We start from the raw sequence: 20,620 nt of genomic DNA, 5'->3' as shown, positions 1-20,620 counted from the left end.
GTCCCGGCGTGCCCGCGCGTGCCCGGCCGGGCCCCCGGCAGGCGGCCGTGGATGAGATCGGAGAGCCGCCGCACCATGGCGACCCCCCTGCGCACGCCCGCTCGCCGCCGCACCGCCGGACGGGTGGGGCTGGCCCTGGCCGGCACCGTCGGCATCCTCCTCGCCACGGTCCCGGCAGCCGCGGATCCCGGCTCCCCCGCAACCTCGGCCGAGGCCGCCCGGCTGGTCGCCGAGCGCGGCCACCAGCTCGAGGTCGTCACCGAGCGGTTCAACGAGGCGCGCGACGCGCTGACGGGCCAGCAGGCGGCCGCGGAGGCCGCGGCCGCACAGCTGGCGCAGGCCACCGCCGACCTCGCCCGCGCCCAGGAGGCGGTCCGCGGCATCGCGCGCAGCGCCTGGACCGGTGAGGGGCTGGGCTCCTTCCAGGCGCTGCTCACCAGCAGCTCGGCCGACGAGTTCGTCACCCGCGTGGCCACGCTGGAGACGATCTCCGGCCACCAGGGTGTCGTCCTCGCCCGCGCCGCCGAGGCCAACGTGGCCGCCGCGCAGGCCCAGGCCACCGCGCACGAGGCCGCGGTCCAGGCGCAGGCCGCCTACGACGCCGTCGCCGGGCAGCAGGCCGACCTGCAGGCGCAGGTCGACGAGTTCCGCGCGCAGTTCGACCAGCTCAGCGCCCAGGAGCGCCAGGCGGTGGCCCAGGCCCACCACGCCGAGGAGCGCGGCACCGAGTCGCAGCGGGCCAGCCGCGACGACCGGGAGCCCACTGCGCCGGCGCCGTCCGCGCCCGTGGTGGCCGACAGCGAGGCGGCGCAGATCGCCGTGGACACCGCCATGGCCCAGCGTGGGAAGCCCTACGTGTGGGCGGCCACCGGGCCCAGCGCCTTCGACTGCTCGGGGCTCACCTCCTACGCCTACCGGGCGGCCGGCATCTCGCTACCGCGCGCCAGCCGGAACCAGGCAGCCACCGGCCAGTCGGTCTCCCGCGACCAGCTGCGCCCGGGTGACCTCGTGTTCTTCTACAGCCCGGTCAGCCACGTGGGCATCTACATCGGCGACGGCCAGATGGTGCATGCGCCCACGTCGGGCGACGTCGTCAAGGTGGCGAGCATCGACTCGATGGGCGGCTACAGCGGGGCCCGGCGCATCGCCGGCTGATCGTGCCGGGTGACCTGCTGCAGCAGGCCCCACACGAAGACCGCGCGCACCCCGACGGGGAGGCGCACCTCCGCGCGGGTCGGCACCCCCGGGTCGAGGCCGCGCGCACCCGGCAGCCCGACGACGTCGTCGAGCACGTGCTCCCACACCAGCAGCCGGTGCGGGCGGGCCGCCGGCACCGGTGAGCCCGGCGCGCGGGCGAGCTGCTCGTGGAGCACCGCGCCACCGGGCCCGCTGACCACCTCCCACCACAGGTGCGGCCACAGCGGCAGCGGCCAGCGCCGCACCTGGATGTCGAGGTCGCCGACGCGGCGGTCCTCCAGCTCCTCGGGCGGGCCGAGGACCGCGGAGCGCAGGGCCAGCCCGCGGGGTGCCCGGCGCGAGTGCTGCAGCGCCTGCCAGCGGGTGTGCGCCGCGTGCGCCTCCGCCCGGGTCGCGCCCAGCCGCGGCAGCGCCGCGGCGGTGAGATCGGGGCGGAGATCGGCCATCCGGCGCAGCAGCACCAGGCAGAACTCCCGCCGGGCCAGTCCGCGCACGACGCCGACCCTGCCACCGCGGCCGGTGCCGCGTACGTCACACCCGGCGCGGGGACCCCGCGCCCCGCCCGGTCGTTGACGACCGCAGAGCCCGCCGACCCGAGGACGTCCGTTGAACCCGCGCACCGTCACCACCGCCTTCCGCCTCGCCGCCATCGCCGAGGCGATCACCTGGGTCGGCCTGCTGGCCGGGATGTTCGTCAAGTGGGTGCTGCAGACCTCCGAGGTCGGCGTGCAGGTGTTCGGGCCCATCCACGGCGGGGTCTTCGTCGTCTACGTCCTCGTCGCGCTCGTCACGGCCCGGGTGCTGCGCTGGTCGCTGCCCACCACGGTCCTGGCCCTCGCCGCGTCGGTGCCGCCGCTGGCCACGGTCTGGTTCGAGCGGTGGGCCACCCGCTCCGGTGCGCTGCCCACGCGGGAAGCGCTGACCGCCTGATCCCGCGCCGGGTGCCGGTCGCTACGGTCGCCGGCATGCCCGAGCCCGTCCTCCCCGGCACCGCCCGACTCCTGCTCGCCCGCACCGCCCGGGTCCAGCGCGACGGCCGGGCCCCCGGCCTGGTCGCGGGCGTCGTCCGCGACGGCGGCCTGGCCTGGTCGGCCGGCCGCGGCGAGGTGCCCGGCCCGCACACCGACGTCCAGTACCGGCTCGGGTCGATCAGCAAGACGGTGACGGCGGTCGTGGTCATGCGGCTGCGCGACGAGGGCCGGCTGGGGCTGGACGACCCGCTGGAGCGGCACCTGCCCGGGACGCCGCTCGGCGACCGTACGGTCGGCCAGCTGCTCTCCCACCTCGCCGGCGCCTCGGCCGAGAGCCCCGGCGGCTGGTGGGAGCGCACCCAGGGTGGCTCCCTCGACGACCTGGGCCTGGCGGAGACCGACGTCGTCCTCGGCGCCGCGCGGCGGTTCCACTACTCCAACCTCGGTTTCGGCCTGCTCGGTGAGCTCGTCGCCCGGCTGCGCGGCCGCAGCTGGGACGACGCCGTCACCGCCGAGGTGCTCGCCCCGCTCGGCATGGCCCGCACCACGCCGCGACCGGTCGCGCCGGCCGCCGAGGGCCGTGCGGTGCACCCGTGGGCCGACGTCGTGCTGCCCGAGCCCGAGCACCACGCCGGCGTGATGGCCGCCGCGGGGCAGCTGTGGGCGACGCTGACCGATCTGGGCCGGTTCGCCGCGTTCCTGCTCGGCGACACCGGCGACGTGCTCGACCCGGCGACGCTGGAGGAGATGACGGTGCCCGCCGGCGTGGACTCCTCCGCGCCGGGCTGGTCGGCCTACGGGCTGGGCGTGCAGGTGCTGCGCGTGGACGGGCGGACGCTGGTCGGGCACGGCGGCTCGATGCCCGGCTTCCTCGCCGGGGTGTTCGTCGACCGGGAGGAGCAGGCGGGCGCGGTGTCGCTGGCCAACACCACCAGCGGCCTCGATCCGCTGGTGTTCGGGCTCCTGGCCGACCTGCGTGCCGCCGAGCCGCGCATCGCCGAGCCGTGGGCACCCGCGCCGTCGCCGGTGCCGCTGGAGGACCTCGGCGTCTGGTTCTGGGGCCCCGCCCCCTACGTCCTCCGGTCGGTCGCCGGCGGCCTGCTGCACCTGGGCCCGCTGCCCGGGCGGTCCGGCCGGGCGAGCCGGTTCGCCCCGGCGGCCGACGGCACCTGGCGCGGGCTGGACGGCTACTTCGCCGGGGAGACGCTGCGCATCGCCGCCGACCACCTGGACCTGGACACGTTCGTCTTCACCCGCACGCCCTACGACCCGGCCGCCCCGGTGCCGGGGGGCGTCGACGAGCGCGGCTGGCGCTGACCGGGGCATAGGAAGCCATGCCTACGGTTCTGGTCCTGAATTCGTAGGTAGAGCTTCCTATGCCCGGGGGGATCAGCCGGTCGGGTAGAGGCCCGCCGTGTACTGCTCCCCGTAGTAGCGCTCGATGTCCTCCAGCCGCTCGCCGCGGCGCTCGAGGGCCTGCGCGATCCGGGGCCGGGACGGCACGTCGTGGGCTCCCCAGGTGTCCGGTTCCCAGAGCCCGGAGCGGAGGAACGCCTTGGCGCAGTGGTGGAACACCTGCTCGACCTCGACGACCATGGCCAGCACCGGGCGGTGCCCCTGCACCACCATGCGCCCGAGCAGCACGTCGTCGCGGACGAGGCGGGCCCGTCCGTTGATCCGGAGGGTGTCGCCCCGCCCCGGCAGCAGGTAGACCAGGCCGACGTGCGGGTTGGCCAGGATGTTGCGGAAGCCGTCCGCGCGGCGGTTGCCGGCCCGCTCGGGGATCGCGATGGTCCGGTCGTCGAGGACGAGCGTGAAGCCGGGCGGGTCACCCTTCGGCGAGACGTCGCACGTGCCGTCCGCCGCGCTGGTCGCGACCAGGCAGAAGGGTGAGGCGGCCAGCCACTGCCGGTCGAACTCGTGCAGCGCCGTGCGTTCCTTGGCCACGGCGGCGGGGGCCGGCTCCCCGAGGAGGGCGCGCAGCTCTGCCTCGGTCGTGATCTCCTCCACGACCGGACCCTGTCACGGGCGGTCGAAGGCGTCGATGGTGTTCTTGACGACGAGGCCGTACGCCAGGTGCGGCACCAGGTCGCTGAGCCAGTCCGTCGTCGACCACGTGCGGGGGTCGGTGACGCCGAGCACCGTCATCGGCCCGTTCCCCGCGACCATCGCGCCCAGCGCGGTCAGCAGCGTGCCGACCGGCTTCGACGACAGCAGGCCCGACGCCCGGGCCAGCCCGCCGACCACGCCCACCCCGACGCCGGCCACGATGCCCGTCATCGGGCCGAGTCCCTGGAGGCGGTTCTGCCGGGTCTGGTCGTCGCCGGGGATGGGCACGTGCGCCGTCTCCGCGAGCTTCTCGACGGTCTGCTCGGGGGTGGAGCTGCTGCCGCGGCCGCGCACCACCATGTCCAGGTACGTGACGGCGTTCAGCGCGGTGGTGCCCGCCGCGCCGGCGGCCGCTCCCCGCAGCGCCCAGCCCAGCGTGCTGATGCCGCGCTTGCCCTTGCCCGCCACGCCGAACGGGGTCTTCTTCGTCATGTGCCGCCCGGTACCCGCACGTCCCGGCGGCACACCGGCGGGCCGCCGGTACGGGCGGATCAGCCGGGCGGGGGGCCGGCGGCGCGGCGCAGCAGCGGGCCCACGCGCCGCTCCAGGAACCGGCGCATGGCGAGCGCGGTGTCCACCCGCTGGACGCCGGGGATGGCCAGGACCGCCTCGGTGATCCGCCACAAGTGGTCGGCGTCGGTCGCCACCACGTGCACCAGCAGGTCCGTGGCGCCCGACAGGCCGGTCACCTCGAGGACCTCCGGCAGGGCGGCCAGTGCGTCGCTGACCTCGGCCAGCCCGCGCTGCGCCACCTGCACCGACATGTAGGCGGCCAGCCGGTGGCCCAGCGCCTCCGGGCGGACCCGCTGGTCCAGCGGGCCGAGTACCCCGTTGCTCTCCAGCCGGGCCAGCCGGGCCTGCACCGTGTTCCGGGCCAGGCCCAGCCGTTGCGACAACGCCATGACGCTCGCCCGCGGGTCCTCGGTCAGCGCGAGCAGCAGCCGAGCATCGGTGGCATCGATCTCGGGCACGCTGCGCAGTCTGACAGCTGGACGCCACCCTGGGCGAGCTTTCTGCGCAATCTACTTCAATGCGCCTGCGCAGATCGATGCGCATCAGGGCTGGTCATCGGCGGGCAGGTCGTGCCAGGATGTGTGAGGGCCGCCACATCCGGCGGCCGGAACGTCCAGCACCACCGCGTCGCCGGTGACCCCGGCGGCGGTGGCCGACGGCGAGGAGTGCGACCGGTGACAGCGTTGCCAGAGACCACGGAGATGGTCGACCCCGTCCCGGGGGCCGCCGCGCCCCACCTGCCGCAGCGGTCCGAGCTGGTCCAGCTGCTCACACCGGAGGGCGACCGGGTCGAGCACCCCGGCTACTCCCTGGAGATCACCGACGAGGAACTGCGGGACCTCTACCGCGATCTCGCCCTGGTGCGCCGGTGGGACGTCGAGGCCACCGCGCTGCAGCGGCAGGGCGAGCTCGGCATCTGGGCCTCGCTGCTCGGTCAGGAGGCCGCGCAGATCGGCGCCGGCCGCGCACTGGCCGCCACCGACATGGCGTTCCCGACCTACCGCGAGCACGGCGTCGCCTGGACCCGCGGTGTCGACCCGCTGCACGTCATCAGCCTGTTCCGGGGCGTCGACAACGGCGGCTGGGACCCCGTGGCCACCGGCTTCAACCTCTACACCGTGGTCATCGGCGCGCAGACCCTGCACGCCACCGGCTACGCCATGGGCCTGCAGCGCGACGGTGCCGAGAGCGCGGCGCTGGCCTTCCTCGGTGACGGCGCCACCAGCCAGGGGGAGGTCAACGAGGCGATGATCTGGGCGGCCAGCTTCTCCGCCCCCGTCGTCTTCTTCTGCCAGAACAACCAGTACGCCATCAGCGTCCCGCTGGAGCGGCAGTCGCGGGTGCCGCTGTACCAGCGCGCGGCCGGTTTCGGCTTCCCCGGCGTCCGGGTCGACGGCAACGACGTCCTCGCCGTCCTGGCCGTGACCCGGCAGGCGCTGCAGGCCGCCCGCGAAGGGCAGGGCCCGACCTTCATCGAGGCGTTCACCTACCGCATGGGCGCGCACACCACCTCCGACGACCCCACCCGCTACCGGCTGGCCAGCGAGCTGGAGGAGTGGAAGCTGCGCGACCCGATCGCGCGGCTGAAGGCGCACCTGTCCCGCTCGGAGAAGGCCGACGCGGCGTTCTTCGACTCCGTCGAGCGCGAGGCCGACGAGCTGGCCGAGCGGATCCGCAGCGGCACCGTCGACATGCCCGATCCCGAGCCGACGGCGATGTTCGACTCCGTCTACGCCGAGCAGACCCCGTGGCTGGCCACCCAGCGCGAGGAGTTCATCGCGTACCAGGCGAGCTTCGAGGGGAGCGAGCACTGATGGCCACCGAGACGCTCACGATCGGCAAGGCGCTCAACCTCGGCCTGCGCCGCGCCATGGAGGACGACGCCAAGGTCGTGCTCATGGGCGAGGACATCGGCAAGCTCGGCGGGGTCTTCCGCATCACCGACGGCCTGCAGAAGGACTTCGGCGAGGCCCGCGTCGTCGACACGCCGCTCGCCGAGGCCGGGATCCTCGGCACCGCGGTCGGCCTGGCCATGCGCGGCTACCGGCCGGTCTGCGAGATCCAGTTCGACGGCTTCGTCTTCCCCGCCTACAACCAGATCGTCACCCAGGTCGCCAAGATGCACGCCCGCTCGAAGGGCCGGCTGCCGATGCCGATCGTCATCCGCATCCCCTTCGGTGGCGGCATCGGGGCGGTCGAGCACCACAGCGAGAGCCCCGAGGCCTACTTCGCGCACACCGCGGGGCTCAAGGTGGTCGCGGTCAGCAACCCGGTCGACGCCTACTGGGGCATCCAGCAGGCGATCGCCCATCCCGACCCGATCGTCTTCCTCGAGCCCAAGCGGCGGTACTGGGAGAAGGCGGAGGTCGACACCGACGCCACCCCGGACCCGCTGTTCGCCTCCCGCGTCGTCCGTGGCGGCGACGACGTCACCGTGCTGGCCTACGGCCCGATGGTGAAGACGGCGCTGCAGGCGGCGAAGGCCGTCGAGGAGGAGGGGCGGTCGCTGGAGGTCGTCGACCTGCGCACGGTGTCGCCGCTGGACCTGGAGCCGGTGTTCGAGAGCGTGCGGCGGACCGGTCGCTGCGTCGTCGTGCACGAGGCGCCGGTCACCCTCGGTCTCGGCGCGGAGATCGCCGCGCGGGTGACCGAGGCCTGCTTCCACTCCCTGGAGGCGCCGGTGCTGCGGGTCGGGGGCTTCGACACCCCCTACCCGCCGTCGAAGCTCGAGGAGGAGTACCTCCCCGACCTCGACCGGGTGCTGGACGCCGTCGACCGCGCGATGGAGTTCTGAGATGGCGCAGCGTCAGTTCAAGCTCCCCGACGTCGGTGAGGGGCTCACCGAGGGCGAGATCCTGCAGTGGCTGGTGCAGGTCGGTGACACCATCACGGTCAACCAGCCGTTGTGCGAGGTGGAGACGGCGAAGGCCGCCGTCGAGCTGCCCTCGCCGTGGGCCGGCACCGTCGTCGAGCTGCTCCACGAGGCCGGCACGATGGTCGACGTCGGTGCGCCGATCATCACCATCGACGTCGGCGGGGTGGGTGGGGGAGACGCCGCCGGGAGCGCCCCGGCGGCGGCGCCCGCCGACGAGGGATCGGCGGCCGGCGAGGAGCCGGCCGCCGGGCTGATCGGCGGGGCGGCCCCCGGTGGGCGGACCGCCGTCCTGGTCGGCTACGGGCCCCGCACCACCGAGGCGCGCCGCCGCCCGCGCCGGTCAGGCGCCCCGGCCGCCGCCCGGGCGACCGGGCTGCCCGGCGCGGACTACGGCTCCGGCGGGGCCGACCGTCCCCCGCTGCCCTCCGACGACGGCCCGCCGCTGCTGGCCACCGCCCCCGACATGCGCAGCAAGCCGGTGCGCCACGGCGGGCTGGAGGTCGGCCGGCAGGCCGAGGCCGCGGCGCGACGCGAGGACGCCGCCCCGGCCCAGGGCTCCGCGCCCGGCCGGCGGGGGCCCCGCCCGCTGGCCAAGCCGCCGGTGCGCAAGTACGCCAAGGACCTCGGCGTGGACCTCGCGACCATCTCCGGCTCCGGCGCGGGTGGCTGCATCACCCGGGCCGACGTCGACGCCGCCGTCGCCGCGCGCTCCGACGGCGCCGGGGCCCCGGCGTCCGTGGCGACCACCGGCGGGGAGCAGCGCATCCCGGTCAAGGGGGTCCGCAAGGCCACCGCGGCCGCGATGGTGGCCAGCGCCTTCACCGCGCCGCACGTCACCGAGTTCCTCACCGTCGACGTCACCCGGATGATGAAGCTGCGCAGCAGGCTGGCCGCACGGCCGGAGTTCGCCGAGGTCAAGGTGAGCCCGCTGCTGTTCGTGGCCAAGGCGCTGCTGCTCGCGGCCCGGCGGCACCCGATGGTCAACAGCTCGTGGGACGAGGCGGCGCAGGAGATCGTCGTCCACGGGCAGGTGAACCTCGGCATCGCCGCGGCGACCCCGCGCGGGCTGATCGTGCCCAACATCAAGGACGCCGGGCGGCTGTCCTTGCCCGCGCTGGCCGCGGCCCTCGGCGAGCTCACCGAGACCGCCCGGGCCGGGCGCACGGCACCGGCGGACATGACCGGCGGGACGATGACGATCACCAACGTCGGCGTGTTCGGCGTGGACACCGGTACCCCGATCCTCAACCCGGGGGAGTCGGCGATCCTGGCCTTCGGCGCCGTCCGGGAGATGCCGTGGGTGCACAAGGGGAAGGTGAAGCCCCGCCTGGTCACCCAGCTGGCGCTCTCCTTCGACCACCGGATCATCGACGGCGAACTCGGGTCACGGTTCTTGGCCGACGTCGGCGCGTTGCTGCATGATCCGGGGAGCGCGCTGGCCTACTGACGGCGAGCCGCCCGGTTCGTCGCTCGAGAGGGAGCCCGTCGTGGACCGCCGTGCCCAGGCGCTGGTCGCCCTGCTGCTGTTCGTCGCGCTCACCGGCGTCTCGATCGGGATCGGCGGCTCGCGGCCGCACCTGGACCAGGGCACGGCCCCGTGGCTGCTCCAGGTGCTCGGGTACGTGTGCGCGATCGCCGGCGGGGTCCTCCTGGCGGCCGGAGTCCCGGCCGGCCGGCGGCTCGGGTTCGTCGTGCTCGCCGCGACGGTGGTCATGGTGCTCGTCGACGCGATGACCACGGGTGACGCCGGGGCGAACATCGGCGCGGGGTTCGTCCGGGTGCTCTGCCTCGCGGTCCTCGGGGTGGCGACGGCCCGGTTGGCCGTCGCCGTGGTGGGCGACCGGCGGGCCGCGCACTAGCGTGACCGGGTGATCGATCTCGACCGGCTGCTGGACTTCGCCGCCCGATCCCGGCTGCCGGACGGCTTCGGGTACCTGGGCCCGGACGGTGACCTGCTCGCGGACCGGCCGCAGGAGGGCTGGATCGTCGCGCGGATGACCCACGTCTTCGGGCTGGCCACCCTGCTGGGGCGGCCAGGGGCGGACGAGCTGGCCGGGCACGGCGTCGAGGCGCTGCGCAGCGGGCCCCTCCACGACCCGGTGCACGGGGGCTGGTGCGCGACGGCCGCCGACGGCACGAAGGCCGCCTACGTGCACGCCTTCGTCCTCCTGGCCGGTGCCACGGCGACCGCGGCCGGGATCGAGGGCGGGCGCGCGCTGCTCGACGACGCCCTCGACGTGTGGCAGGACCGGTTCTGGGACGAGGACGCGGGCCTGGCGGTGGAGGAGTGGGACCGCACCTGGTCGCGGCTGGACGACTACCGCGGTGCCAACGCCAACATGCACGGCGTCGAGGCGGTGCTCGCCGCCGCCGACGCGGTCGACGACGCGGCCCTGGCCGCCCGGCTGCGCGGGCAGGCGCTGCGCAGTGTCGAGCGCGTGGTGCACGGTTTCGCCCGCGAGCGCGGCTGGCGGCTGCCCGAGCACTTCACGTCCCACTGGGAGCCGCTGCCCGAGCACAACGCGGCGCACCCGGCCGACCCGTTCCGCCCCTACGGGGTCACGATCGGGCACCAGTTCGAGTGGGCGCGGCTCGCGGTGCACCTGCGCGCCGCCCTTCCCGACCCGCCGCGCTGGCTGCTCGACGACGCCGTCGCGCTGTTCGACGCCGCGGCGACCCGCGGGTGGGCGGCCGACGGCGCGGACGGCTTCCCGTACACCCTCGACTGGGACGACCGGCCCGTGGTCGGTGCGCGTATGCACTGGGTGCTGTGCGAGGCGGTGGCGGCGGCGGCGGTGCTCGCCCGCGTGACCGGGGAGCCGGCCTACCGGGCGCTGGCCGACCGCTGGCGTGCGCACGGTGAGGAGCGGTTCGCCGACCCCACCACCGGCAGCTGGCACCACGAGCTCACGCCGTCGGGGGAGGTCGCCGAGGGCACCTGGGCCGGGCAGCCCGACGCCTACCACCTGGCGCAGATGCTGCTGGTGACGGACCGGCCGGTGCGCGGCAGCATCGCGGCCGCGCTGCGCTGACCTGCTCCTTCCACGTGTCGGTCCGGCGCCCCCGGGGTAGGTGGCGCACGACCGAACAAGCGACACGAGGAGCTGAGAACGTGGCCAGCGTGCAGGAGTCCGTCGACGTCGACGTCCCGATCCGCATCGCCTACGACCAGTGGACGCAGTTCGAGACGTTTCCGCAGTTCATGGGCGGCGTCGAGAAGATCACGCAGATCGACGACACCCACACCCACTGGGTCACCAACATCGACGGCGTGAAGCGCGAGTTCGACGCGGAGATCACCGAGCAGCACCCCGAGGAGCGCGTGGCCTGGACCAGCACCAGCGGTGAGGCCAAGCACGCCGGTGTGGTGACCTTCCACCGGTTGGACGACGCCAAGACCCGGGTGATGATCCAGATCGACTGGGAGCCCGAGGGGCTGGTCGAGAAGGCCGGTGCCGTCCTCGGCTTCGACGACCGGCAGATCAAGGCCGACGCGAAGAAGTTCAAGGAGTTCATCGAGAGCCGCGGCACCGAGACCGGTGCCTGGCGGGGTGACGTGCAGCGCCCGAGCTGAGCCCCCGCCCCGCTACGACGACGGCGCCCACCCCACTCGGGGTGGGCGCCGTCGTGCGTTCGGGCTCCGACGTGGCGCGGCTCACCCGAAAGGATGAGGAACCTTCGGCCATGTCTCACGTTCGCCGACGTTTCGTCGGATTAAAGTGGTGCACGCCTGCGTTACTACGGCTGCAGGCAGATCACTCCGACGAAAGAGGCAGTAACGATGAGCAGCGTGACGACCAGCTGGCGGCAGCGTCGGCAGGTGGCGCGTACCCGGCGGGCGCTGAACAAGGCGCTGGCCCGCAGCAGCAGCCCGGCGATGCGCGACGAGCTCCTGACGATGGCGAACGGCAGCCACTTCCTCGGCCGCTGAGCCCTGGCCGCGCGCCGCGCGCGGCCCCGGAACACCCCGACCCCGGTCTCCCTCGAGACCGGGGTCGCGTGCGTCCGGGGGCTCGTCCCGCAGGGCGCGGTCCGACCTGCGGGTTCCTCACCCGATCCGGTCGGTTCCGCTCAAGCGGGGGTGGTGGCGCGCCGATCACCGGACCGTGGGCACAGGATCACCTGGCAGCGGCGGCGCGACCGCCGTGCCGCCGGCCGAGGCGCGGGAGACCCCGGGCATCACGATGGCCGGGGTGCTCGCCTACGTCCGCCGCGCGGGTGGGGACGACGCCGTCGCCGCGGTGCTCGACCGGGCCGGGCTCGGCGAGGTCGCCGACCAGGTCGCCGACCAGGCCCGCTGGTGGAGCTACGCCACCCGGATCCGGCTGTTCGCCGCGGCGACGGATGTGCTGGGCGACCCCGACACGATGTTCCACGTGGGCACGGCCGCGATGCGCAGCGGCCTGGGACACTCCCTGCTCCTGGTCCTGCGCGCCCTGGGCACGCCCCGCCAGGTGTTCCGCCAGCTGCCGCGGGCGGCGGCCAAGTTCACCACCGTCTCCCGCATGGAGGTCCGCGAGACCACCGCGACGTCGGCGACGGTCGCCCTGCACCTGGCCGACGGCTACACCCACTCGGCGCTGGACTGCGCGTACGCCCGCGGGCTGGCGGTGATGATCCCGGCCATCTTCGGTCTGCCTCCCGGCGTCCTCACGCACACCGAGTGCTGCGTCGACGGCACCGGCACCTGCGTCTACCGCCTCACCTGGGAGCGGCGGTCGCGATTCCGCCGCCGGCGGCCCGACGGGGCCGCGGCCGACCCCGAGCTGACGGCGCTGCGGGGGCAGTTGCGCACGCTGCAGTCCGCGGCCGGTGACCTCGTCGCCAGCGACGACCTCGACACCGTCCTCCACCGCATCGTGGCGCGGGCCGGTGAGGCCGTGCTGGCCCCGGCGCACCTGCTGGTCGTCGGCAACCCGGACGGCGGTCCGCCCCTGGTCCACGGCGCCGGCATCCCCGACGACCAGTTGCCGGAGCTGGCCGCGCGGATCCTGTCCGGGGACGACCTGGGCCGCACCGCCGTGGTCGTCGACGTCGCCTCCGCCCGCCGCCGGCACGGCCGGCTCGCCGCGATCTACCCCTCCGGTGACGGCGAGATGGCCGACGAGCACGCGATGCTCGCCGCCTACGCCGGGCACGCGGCGGCGGCGCTGGACCTGCTCATCGCCCTGGAGGACGCGCGCCGGGAGGCCGACCGGGCGGGCGCCCTGCTGGCGCTGGCCCACGAGCTGGCCGGCGCCGGCGACGCGACGGCGGTCAGCCAGGTCGTCGCGGAGGCCCTGCCGCGCGTCATCGGCTGCAGCAGTGCCTCGGTGATGCTCTGGGACCCGGCGACGGGGCAGCTGCAGGGCCGCAGCTCCGCCCGGAGCCAGCCGCTCCGGCGGGAGCACTTCCTGAGGACGCCGCTGCGGCCGGAGGACACCCCGGAGCTGGTCGGCATGCTCACCGACCGCGAACCCCGGATCCTCAGCCTCGCCACCAGCAGCCCGGTGCTGCGCCGGTTCATGACCGACATCGGCGTCTCCGACGTCGTCGCGGTGCCGCTCCTGGCCGGCGCCACCTTCCTCGGCGTCGCGACGGCGAGCTGGGAGTCCGGGACGGCGCCCGAGGAGCTCGGTGGCGACGTGCTCGCCCGGCTGCGGGGTGTCGGTGACCAGGCGGCCACCGCGCTGCAGAAGGCCCGGCTGCTGGAGACCGTGCGCCACCAGGCCACGCACGACGCGCTGACCGGGCTGCCCAACCGCGTGCTCTTCCTGGAGCGGCTGGAGGCGACGCTCGCCGGGACGGGCCCCGACGGCCAGCTCGGGGTGCTCTTCTGCGACCTCGACCGGTTCAAGGACGTCAACGACTCGCTCGGTCACGCGGCCGGGGACGAGCTCTTGCGGCAGGTGTCGGCACGGCTGCGCGCCGCCGTCCGGCCCGGCGACACGGTGGGTCGGCTCAGCGGCGACGAGTTCGCCATCGTGCTGCCGGCCCTGGCTGACGCCGACCAGGCGCGGACCCTCGCCGACCGCATCACGGCCTGCTTCGAGGAACCGTTCCGCCTCGACGGCACCCCGGTGCGGGTGGGGACCAGCGTCGGGGTCGCCGTGCTCGGCGCGGAGCGGGCGCGCACCGCCGACGCCCTGCTCCGCGAGGCGGACGCGGCGATGTACCGGGAGAAGGAGCGGCGGAGCCGGTCGGCCCGCGCCGTCCGCTGACCGTTAGTCGCGCAGCCGGGCGCGCAGCGCCGCCTGCTCGTCGGCACCGAACCCGTGGGCGTCCAGCCATCCCGCCGGACCGTCGAACCGTTCGTCGAGCAGGGTCAGCAGCCGGTCCATCGTCTCGGCCCGCGGCGTGTGGCTGGCCACGTCGCGCGTGACCATGTCCTCGGCGTACGTGGGCGAGGTGGCCAGCTTCGCCACCAGCGCGTCGATGACCTCCGCGGTCAGCGCGTAGTCGGCCACGATCTCCTCGTGCGGCACCCCGGCGACCGCCAGCGCGAGGGCGCAGACCACGCCGGTGCGGTCCTTGCCGGCTGCGCAGTGCACCACCGACGCGCCGTCCGGGGCGGAGGTGAGCGCGCGCAGCGCCCCGACGACGTTCTCCGACCGCTGGCCGAGGTAGCCCAGGTAGGACCGCACCGCCGGCGGCTCCACCTCGTCGTGGGCCGCGACCTGCCGGGGCAGCAGCGACTCGGCCCACCCGGCCCCGAGCTCCAGCTGCGGCTCCTCCTCCTCCACCGCGAAGACGTCGGTGTAGTGCCCGCGCTCCGGCAGCAGGGTGAAGTGCCGGTGGGTGACCTCGGGGACGCCGCGCAGCGGGCCGCGCCCCTCGAGCACGATCTCCGCGGTGGTCCGCAGGTCGATCACCTGGCGCAGGCCGATCTCGTGCACCAACCGCCGGACGTCGGCGTCGCTGAGGGTCTGCAGGTTGTCGCTGCGCAGGATCCGCCCGGCCGCCGTCCGCCCGCCGTCGGCGGTGGGCAGGCCCCCGAGGTCCCGCATGTTGGTGGTGCCGTCGAGCCGGATCCAGCGGCCGGTGTGCGGAGAGGTCACTCCTGGGACGGTACGGCCTGAGCCCGGCCGGTGGCCTCTGGGCACCGGACCCCGCAAGGGTGGTGCGCTGCCCCACAATGCAACCCGGCGGTATGGGTCCGGTCCACATGGGCACGTGATCAGCTCGTCCCTACGGTGTGGTGCAGACCACTCGTGCACCCGCACACCGAGGAGATCGCCATGTCCCGCACCCGTTCCCGGACCGCTTGCACCGCGGCGGCCGCAGGTGTCCTCGCGCTCACGGCCGCGTGCGGCAGCCCCGGTGCCCCTGGTGGCGGGGCGGGCAGCGGAGGCGGCGCCGGCGAGGACGGGGCCCCGGTCCAGGTGGGCGTGATCACGTCGACGTCCGGGCCGCTCGCCTCGTACGGCGCGCAGTACCTCCAGGGCTTCGAGGCGTGCCTGGACCACCTGACCGACGGCACCGGTGAGGTGGGCGGCCGGCCGGTGGAGGTGATCCAGCGCGACGATGCCGGAGACCCGGCCAAGGCCGTCGCCGAGGCCACCGACCTGATCGGCCAGGGGGTGCAGATCCTGGCCGGCTCGGCGTCCTCCGGCGTCGCGGTCCAGGTCGCGCCGCTGGCGGAGCAGAACGACGTCCTGTTCATCTCCGGCCCGGCGGCGACCGACGCCGTGACCGGGGTCAACGACAACACCTTCCGGTCCGGCCGGCAGACCTACCAGGACGTGCGCACGGCGCAGTCCTTCATCGGCGAGGCGGCCGGCAAGGAGGTGCTCGTCTTCGCCCAGGACAGCGCCTTCGGCCAGGCGAACGTCGCCGCGGTGACCGCCGTCCTGGGCGACGAGGCCGGCGCCACCGTGACGCCGCTGCTCGTCCCGGCCAGCGCGACCGACCTCACCCCCTTCGCCGCGCAGGCCCGGGATGCCGGCGCCGACCTGACCTTCGTCGCCTGGGCCGGGGAATCCGCGCCCGCGATGTGGCAGGCCATGGGCCAGCAGGGCGTGTTCGACGCGACGAACGTCGTCACCGGCTTGGACCTGCGCGCCTCCTACCCCACCTACGGCGAGCAGGCCGCGGACCTCAACTTCCTGTCGCACTTCTTCGCCGAGGCGGTCGACAACGAGATGAGCCAGGCCGTGGCCGAGCGCGTCGAGGCGGCCGGTGGGGAAGTGGACATCTTCACCCCCGACGGCTGCAACGCCGCCCAGATGATCGTGCGCGCGGTGGAGGAGAGCCCCGACGACGTCGCCGGGATGATCTCCGCCCTCGAGGGCTGGAGCTTCGACGGGGTCAAGGGTGAGTCGACCATCCGCGCGGAGGACCACGCCCTCCTGCAGCCGATGTTCCAGGCCCGTCTCGAGCAGCAGGGCGGCGAGTTCGTCCCGGTGCTGGTCGACACGCTGGCTCCGGAGGACACCGCTCCTCCGGTCGCCACCTCCTGACGCGGCGAGGGGACCCGGTGTCCACCAGTGCCACGGCGGCACCGGCCGCCCACCCCGCCGGGGGCGCGCCGGTGCTGCAGGTGCGCGGGCTCAGCTGCGCCATCGGCGGGGCGGTGATCGTCGACGACGTCACCTTCGACGTCGCCCCCGGTGAGTTCGTCGCCGTCATCGGCCCGAACGGCGCGGGCAAGACGTCGCTCTTCAACTTGCTCTCCGGGCTGCTCCCCGTGACCGGCGGCACCGTGACCCTCTCGGGGGCGGACATCACCGGCGCCTCGCCCTCGGCCCGGGCCCGGCGGGGTCTGGGGCGGACGTTCCAGGCGTCATCGGTCTTCGCCGGGCTGAGCGTGCGCGAGAACGTCCGGCTGGCCGCGCAGGCCCGGTTGGGCGGGAGCATGCGCCCCTGGCAGCTGGTGCGGCCGGGCGATGCGGCGCAGGAGATCGCCACGCGTTCGCTGGCGCGGGTCGGGCTGGGCGGCCGCGGCGAGGACCTCGCCGGAGCCCTCTCCCACGGGGACAAGCGCAAGCTCGAGCTGGCCATCCTGCTGGCCACCGACCCCGCTGTCGTCCTGCTCGACGAGCCGATGGCCGGGGTGAGCATCGAGGACGTCGCCGGGCTGACCGAGGTGATCGCCTCGGTGCACCGGGAGGAGGGCAAGACGGTGCTGATGGTCGAGCACCACATGGACGTGCTGCTGGGCCTGGCCGACAGGGTCGCGGTCATGCACCACGGCAAGCTCCTGGCGCTGGACACCCCGGAGCGCGTGACCAGCGACCCGGCCGTGCAGCAGGCCTACCTGGGCGAGTCGCTGTGAGCGGGCAGGCGCCGCCGCTGCTCCGTATGTCCGGCGTCCACGTCCGGCTGTCGGGCAGCCACATCCTGCAGGGTGTGGACCTCACCGTCCGCCGCGGCGGGGTGACGGCCCTGCTCGGGCGCAACGGTGCGGGCAAGACAACGACGGTGAAAGCGGTGCTCGGGCTGGTCCCGTCCTCGGGGACCATCGAGTTCACCGGCGGGAACGGCCGGACCGAGCGGATCGACGGGCGGCGGACGCACGAGATCGTCCGCCGCGGGATCGGTTACGCCCCCGAGGACCGGGAGGTCTTCGCCGGCCTGACGGTGGCGGAGAACCTGACGCTGGCCGAGCGACGCGACTCCGACCACCACCACGACCGGGTCTACGAGCTCTTCCCCGAGCTCCGGAAGCGCAGCCGGCAGCTCGCCGGGACGCTCTCCGGCGGTCAGCAGCAGATGGTCGCCATCGCGCGTCTGCTGCTCAACGACAACCAGCTGCTGCTCATCGACGAGCCGACCAAGGGACTGGCGCCGTTGCTGGTGGCCGAGGTCGCCGACGTGCTGGCCCGCGCGGCCGAGGAGGTGACGATCCTGCTCGTCGAGCAGAACCTGACCGTCGTCCAGCGGATGGCGCGCGACGCCGTCGTCGTCGACCAGGGGCGGGTGGCCTGGTCGGGGCCGGCCGCCGACCTGCTGGGCGATGCCGACCGGACCCGCGAGCTGCTCGGCGTGGCCGCCAGCGGGGGAGGGCACCGGTGACCACCTTCGTCCTGCTGGCCATCACGGGGCTGGGCCTGGCAGCGCTCTACTTCCTGGTCGCCTCCGGGCTCTCGCTGATCTTCGGCCTCATGGACGTGCTGAACTTCGCCCACGGCGCGTTCCTCACGATCGGCGCCTACGGGACGTGGTGGGCGGCCGGCAACCTGCCCGGTGCCGGCTCCACGGGCTGGGGTTTCGTCCTCGCCGTGGTCTTCGGGGTCGGGGTCGGCACCCTGGTCGCGGCCCTGATCGAGCTGCTGCTCATCCGGCCGCTGTACCAGCGCCACATCGAGCAGGTCCTCGTCACCGTGGGTCTCAGCCTCGCGCTGGTGGCCCTCGTGCGGGCGGTCTGGGGCTCCGACCCCCGGCCGTTCCCGCGCCCGGAGTGGGCGCAGGGCACCACATCGGTCCTGGGCGCCAACGTGCCCAACGACCGGTTCCTGCTCATCGCCAGCGCGGTGGTGGTCCTGGTGTCCGTGCTCGCGTTCCTCCGCTTCACCCGCGTCGGTCTGATCATCCGGGCCGGGGTGGAGAACCGGACCATGGTGACGGCGCTGGGCATCGACGTCCGCAAGGCGTTCACCCTCGTCTTCGCGATCGGAGGGGCCTTCGCGGCCCTCGCCGGGGCGCTCGGCGGCATCTACCTGGGGTCCATCTCCCCCGGGCAGGGCACCTCCCTGCTGATCTTCGCCTTCATCGTGGTGGTCATCGGCGGCATGAGCTCGATCACCGGCACGGCCGCCGCCGCGGTGCTGGTCGGCCTGGTGCAGCAGTTCGCGAACTACTACGCCGCGAGCGGGGTGGGTGACCTGTCGGTGGTGCTGCTGCTGGCGGTGGTCCTCCTGGCCCGTCCCAGCGGCCTGACGGCGAGGTTGGCGTGAAGGACGGGGCCGTGAACCGGAAGAACGCGCGGCGGCTCGCGCCGCTGGTGGTGCTGGTAGTCCTGGCGCTGCTGCCCTACTCGACCCTGGACCTGCCGGGGATCTTCGACGGGGTCCTCAACAGCCCCGGCACGCTGCAGCTGCTGGCGCTGTGCCTGGTGTTCGGCGGGGTCGCGCTCTCGTTCGACCTGCTCTTCGGCTTCACCGGGCTGCTCTCGTTCGGGCACGCCCTCTACTTCGCGGCCGGCACGTACGGGGCCAACCTGCTGCTGACCGAGCTCGGCTGGGGGCTGGGTGCGGCGGTCGCGGCGACGACCGTGCTCGGCATCGTGCTCTCGCTGGTGATCGGCAGCGTGGCGCTGCGGGTCTCCGGCATCGCCTTCTCCATGGTCACCCTGGCGACCGCCCAGGTCGGGTCGATCATCGTGCTGCAGGACCCGGGTGGGCTCACCGGCGGCGAGGAGGGGCTGGCGGTCGACCGCACCCCGATCCCCGACGCGTTCGTCGGCGTCTTCAACACCGTGAACAAGTACTGGCTGGCGCTGGCCTACCTGGTGCTGGTGTACGCGGTGGTCACCTGGGTGACCCGATCCCGGGCCGGGCGGGTCTGGCAGGCGATCAGGGAGAACGAGCGCCGAGTGGAGGTGCTGGGCCTGCGGCCGTACCGCTTCAAGCTGCTGGTGTTCGTGCTGGCCGGGCTGCTGGCCACTCTCGGCGGCATCGTGCACCTGCTGCTGCTGGGCGGTTCCACGCCCCGGGTGACCACCGCCGACTTCACCATCGGTCTGCTGGTCATGGTGGTGCTCGGCGGCGCCGGCAGCCGGTGGGGCGCGGTGCTCGGCGGCGTGCTCTACACCTACTTGGACAGCCGGCTGACTGCCCTGGCCGCCTCCCCGGCGGTCCAGGACCTCCCCGCCTGGCTGCGGGTGCCGTTGTCCGAACCCCTGTTCATCCTCGGGACCCTCTTCGTCCTCGTCGTCCTCTTCGTGCCCGGCGGCATCGCCGGGCTGGTGGACCGGCTGGGCGCGCGACGCCGCGGCCGCCGCCGCGAGGCCGAGGACCCGCCGCCCGGCCGGGCGGTGGAGCGGCTGCGGGACGAGATCGGTGCCGGGGTCGGCGGGAGCCGACCCCACGACGGGGTCTGACTGAGGACCGACTCTCCCGACGCCTCGGACCAGGAACCCCCTGCCCGACGGGCGGGTGCTCCGCTACGCCAGCAACCGGTCGCAGACGTCGATCAGCCGCTGCCGCAGGACGGCTCCCCGGGCGGCGAACCCGCGCTGCCCGGCCACGTACTCGGCCTTCCCCTCCGGCGTCTCGATCGGGACGGGCGGATAGCCGTGGTCGCGCAGGTCGTACGGCGAGGCCCGCATGTCCAGCTCCCGGATCGCAACGGCCAGCTCGAAGCAGTCGACGACCAGCTCGCCCGGGGTGGCGGGGCTGAGCTTGTAGGCCCACTTGTAGAGATCCATGCCGGCGTGCAGGCAGCCCGGTTGCTCGAGCTGCGGCTGGTTCTCGCGGGTGGGCTGCAGCCGGTTGCGCGGCACGGCCGGTGGGGTGAAGAACCGGAAGGCGTCGTAGTGGCTGCACCGCACCGGGTGCGCCTCGACGACGGCGTCGGTGCCCTCCTGGCCGAGGCGGAGGGGGATCGGGTGCCGGGTCCCGCTGTCCCGGTAGACCATCGCCCACTCGTGCAGGCCGAAGCACCCGGTGAACGCCGGGCGGGCGGCGGTCGCCACGAGCAGCCGCCGGACGAAGCGCACGGTGTCGCCGCGGTCGGCCAGGAAAGCAGCGACATCGAGCCGCACGGTCGCGCCGTCGGTCACGTACCAGCGCCGACCCCCGTGCGGCGCGGGGGCGGCGAGCGCGACGTCCGGGCCGGGGTGCCAGCGGCGGAGCCGGCCGGGCGTCTCGGAGTAGTAGGTGAACAGGAAGTCCAGCACGGGGTGGGTCTCGCCCCGGAGGCGGCGGTCGCGGTGGGGGACAGCCCACCGGTCCACGCGTTCCTCGTGCGAAGCGGCCCGCGCCTGCCACTCCCCGACCGGCAGGACCGGCAGCTGGGCGAGGGTCGGCTGCACCTG

General features: G+C 74.4%; 22 protein-coding genes. 16 read left to right on the top strand and 6 right to left on the bottom strand.

Features of this window, described 5'->3' with window-relative positions; translation table 11 throughout:
* Positions 1–75 precede the first annotated feature (75 nt).
* Complete coding sequence (locus tag ACI79K_RS13815) at positions 76–1,155, top strand: C40 family peptidase (protein WP_456590084.1); 1,080 nt, start codon at positions 76–78, stop codon at positions 1,153–1,155.
* Here the strand turns inward: ACI79K_RS13815 and ACI79K_RS13810 are convergent.
* A complete protein-coding gene (locus ACI79K_RS13810) occupies positions 1,125–1,691 on the bottom strand; it encodes a hypothetical protein (RefSeq protein ID WP_456599981.1) in 567 nt (188 codons plus the stop codon). The genes ACI79K_RS13815 and ACI79K_RS13810 overlap by 31 nt on opposite strands.
* A gap of 112 nt (positions 1,692–1,803) precedes the next feature.
* Between ACI79K_RS13810 and ACI79K_RS13805 the strand changes: the two genes are divergently transcribed.
* Entirely contained in the window at positions 1,804–2,127 is a 324-nt protein-coding gene (locus tag ACI79K_RS13805; protein ID WP_456599980.1) for a DUF3817 domain-containing protein, read from the top strand.
* A 35-nt stretch (positions 2,128–2,162) separates the two neighbouring features.
* Positions 2,163–3,485, top strand: coding sequence for a serine hydrolase domain-containing protein (locus ACI79K_RS13800; RefSeq protein WP_456599979.1), 1,323 nt, complete (start codon positions 2,163–2,165; stop codon positions 3,483–3,485).
* 72 nt (positions 3,486–3,557) lie between these two features.
* On the opposite strand, the gene ACI79K_RS13795 is transcribed toward ACI79K_RS13800, so the two are convergent.
* From ACI79K_RS13795 to ACI79K_RS13785, 3 genes are read right to left on the bottom strand one after another with little or no spacing between them, the layout of a single operon-like run.
* The gene (locus ACI79K_RS13795; RefSeq protein WP_456590088.1) at positions 3,558–4,178 is read right to left on the bottom strand and encodes a pyridoxamine 5'-phosphate oxidase family protein; all 621 of its coding nucleotides are present in this window, start codon (positions 4,176–4,178) and stop codon (positions 3,558–3,560) included.
* Between the two features lie 12 nt (positions 4,179–4,190).
* The gene (locus ACI79K_RS13790) at positions 4,191–4,709 is read right to left on the bottom strand and encodes a hypothetical protein (RefSeq protein ID WP_456590089.1); all 519 of its coding nucleotides are present in this window, start codon (positions 4,707–4,709) and stop codon (positions 4,191–4,193) included.
* 59 nt (positions 4,710–4,768) lie between these two features.
* On the bottom strand, positions 4,769–5,248 hold the full coding sequence (locus tag ACI79K_RS13785) for an Lrp/AsnC family transcriptional regulator (RefSeq protein WP_456590090.1): 480 nt from the start codon (positions 5,246–5,248) through the stop codon (positions 4,769–4,771).
* Positions 5,249–5,464: 216 nt separating this feature from the next.
* On the opposite strand from ACI79K_RS13785, the gene pdhA reads away from it, so the two are divergent.
* The 8 genes from pdhA to ACI79K_RS13745 all read left to right on the top strand — a co-directional run bounded on the left by pdhA (position 5,465) and on the right by ACI79K_RS13745 (position 13,865).
* Complete coding sequence (pdhA, locus tag ACI79K_RS13780) at positions 5,465–6,604, top strand: pyruvate dehydrogenase (acetyl-transferring) E1 component subunit alpha (RefSeq protein ID WP_456599978.1); 1,140 nt, start codon at positions 5,465–5,467, stop codon at positions 6,602–6,604.
* Positions 6,604–7,584 (top strand): alpha-ketoacid dehydrogenase subunit beta, encoded by a 981-nt coding sequence (locus ACI79K_RS13775; protein WP_456599977.1) that lies wholly within the window; start codon positions 6,604–6,606, stop codon positions 7,582–7,584. The genes pdhA and ACI79K_RS13775 overlap by 1 nt, the downstream gene beginning before the upstream one ends.
* Before the next feature lies 1 nt (position 7,585).
* The gene (locus tag ACI79K_RS13770; RefSeq protein ID WP_456599976.1) at positions 7,586–9,112 is read left to right on the top strand and encodes a dihydrolipoamide acetyltransferase family protein; all 1,527 of its coding nucleotides are present in this window, start codon (positions 7,586–7,588) and stop codon (positions 9,110–9,112) included.
* A gap of 40 nt (positions 9,113–9,152) precedes the next feature.
* Complete coding sequence (locus ACI79K_RS13765; RefSeq protein WP_456599975.1) at positions 9,153–9,524, top strand: hypothetical protein; 372 nt, start codon at positions 9,153–9,155, stop codon at positions 9,522–9,524.
* 9 nt (positions 9,525–9,533) lie between these two features.
* Entirely contained in the window at positions 9,534–10,697 is a 1,164-nt protein-coding gene (locus ACI79K_RS13760) for an AGE family epimerase/isomerase (protein ID WP_456599974.1), read from the top strand.
* Between the two features lie 80 nt (positions 10,698–10,777).
* Positions 10,778–11,239 (top strand): SRPBCC family protein, encoded by a 462-nt coding sequence (locus tag ACI79K_RS13755; RefSeq protein ID WP_456599973.1) that lies wholly within the window; start codon positions 10,778–10,780, stop codon positions 11,237–11,239.
* Positions 11,240–11,446: 207 nt separating this feature from the next.
* Entirely contained in the window at positions 11,447–11,596 is a 150-nt protein-coding gene (locus tag ACI79K_RS13750) for a hypothetical protein (RefSeq protein ID WP_456590097.1), read from the top strand.
* 175 nt (positions 11,597–11,771) lie between these two features.
* Positions 11,772–13,865 carry a diguanylate cyclase domain-containing protein gene (locus ACI79K_RS13745; RefSeq protein ID WP_456597803.1) on the top strand — a complete coding sequence of 698 codons (2,094 nt, stop codon included), beginning with the start codon at positions 11,772–11,774 and terminating at the stop codon, positions 13,863–13,865.
* Between the two features lie 3 nt (positions 13,866–13,868).
* Here the strand turns inward: ACI79K_RS13745 and ACI79K_RS13740 are convergent, their stop codons facing one another.
* On the bottom strand, positions 13,869–14,702 hold the full coding sequence (locus ACI79K_RS13740; RefSeq protein WP_456599972.1) for a tyrosine-protein phosphatase: 834 nt from the start codon (positions 14,700–14,702) through the stop codon (positions 13,869–13,871).
* A 180-nt stretch (positions 14,703–14,882) separates the two neighbouring features.
* Here ACI79K_RS13740 and ACI79K_RS13735 point away from each other — a divergent pair, with 180 nt between their 5' ends.
* The 5 genes from ACI79K_RS13735 to ACI79K_RS13715 are packed head-to-tail and all read left to right on the top strand — an operon-like array spanning position 14,883 to position 19,684.
* Positions 14,883–16,103, top strand: a complete 1,221-nt coding sequence (locus ACI79K_RS13735) for a substrate-binding domain-containing protein (protein ID WP_456599971.1) — start codon at positions 14,883–14,885, stop codon at positions 16,101–16,103.
* A 17-nt stretch (positions 16,104–16,120) separates the two neighbouring features.
* Positions 16,121–16,918 (top strand): ABC transporter ATP-binding protein, encoded by a 798-nt coding sequence (locus tag ACI79K_RS13730; RefSeq protein ID WP_456590101.1) that lies wholly within the window; start codon positions 16,121–16,123, stop codon positions 16,916–16,918.
* Positions 16,915–17,658: an ABC transporter ATP-binding protein gene (locus ACI79K_RS13725; protein ID WP_456590102.1), complete on the top strand. Its 744-nt coding sequence runs from the start codon at positions 16,915–16,917 to the stop codon at positions 17,656–17,658. The genes ACI79K_RS13730 and ACI79K_RS13725 overlap by 4 nt, the downstream gene beginning before the upstream one ends.
* Positions 17,655–18,539 (top strand): branched-chain amino acid ABC transporter permease, encoded by an 885-nt coding sequence (locus tag ACI79K_RS13720; RefSeq protein WP_456590103.1) that lies wholly within the window; start codon positions 17,655–17,657, stop codon positions 18,537–18,539. Before ACI79K_RS13725 ends, ACI79K_RS13720 begins: the two co-directional genes overlap by 4 nt.
* A gap of 11 nt (positions 18,540–18,550) precedes the next feature.
* A complete protein-coding gene (locus ACI79K_RS13715; RefSeq protein ID WP_456599970.1) occupies positions 18,551–19,684 on the top strand; it encodes a branched-chain amino acid ABC transporter permease in 1,134 nt (377 codons plus the stop codon).
* Positions 19,685–19,747: 63 nt separating this feature from the next.
* Here the strand turns inward: ACI79K_RS13715 and ACI79K_RS13710 are convergent, their stop codons facing one another.
* A complete protein-coding gene (locus tag ACI79K_RS13710; RefSeq protein ID WP_456599969.1) occupies positions 19,748–20,617 on the bottom strand; it encodes a 3-methyladenine DNA glycosylase in 870 nt (289 codons plus the stop codon).
* Positions 20,618–20,620: the final 3 nt, after the last annotated feature.

It is taken from the genome of Blastococcus sp. SYSU DS0616, assembly GCF_054051015.1.
This window is presented reverse-complemented; position numbering and strand designations above follow the sequence as displayed.

Coding starts and splice junctions, on each gene's coding strand:
- ACI79K_RS13815 (WP_456590084.1), top strand. CDS start 76: ATGGCGACCCCCCTGCGCACGCCCGCTCGCCGCCGCACCGCCGGACGG.
- ACI79K_RS13800 (WP_456599979.1), top strand. CDS start 2,163: ATGCCCGAGCCCGTCCTCCCCGGCACCGCCCGACTCCTGCTCGCCCGC.
- ACI79K_RS13790 (WP_456590089.1), bottom strand. CDS start 4,709: ATGACGAAGAAGACCCCGTTCGGCGTGGCGGGCAAGGGCAAGCGCGGC.
- ACI79K_RS13775 (WP_456599977.1), top strand. CDS start 6,604: ATGGCCACCGAGACGCTCACGATCGGCAAGGCGCTCAACCTCGGCCTG.
- ACI79K_RS13770 (WP_456599976.1), top strand. CDS start 7,586: ATGGCGCAGCGTCAGTTCAAGCTCCCCGACGTCGGTGAGGGGCTCACC.
- ACI79K_RS13750 (WP_456590097.1), top strand. CDS start 11,447: ATGAGCAGCGTGACGACCAGCTGGCGGCAGCGTCGGCAGGTGGCGCGT.
- ACI79K_RS13735 (WP_456599971.1), top strand. CDS start 14,883: ATGTCCCGCACCCGTTCCCGGACCGCTTGCACCGCGGCGGCCGCAGGT.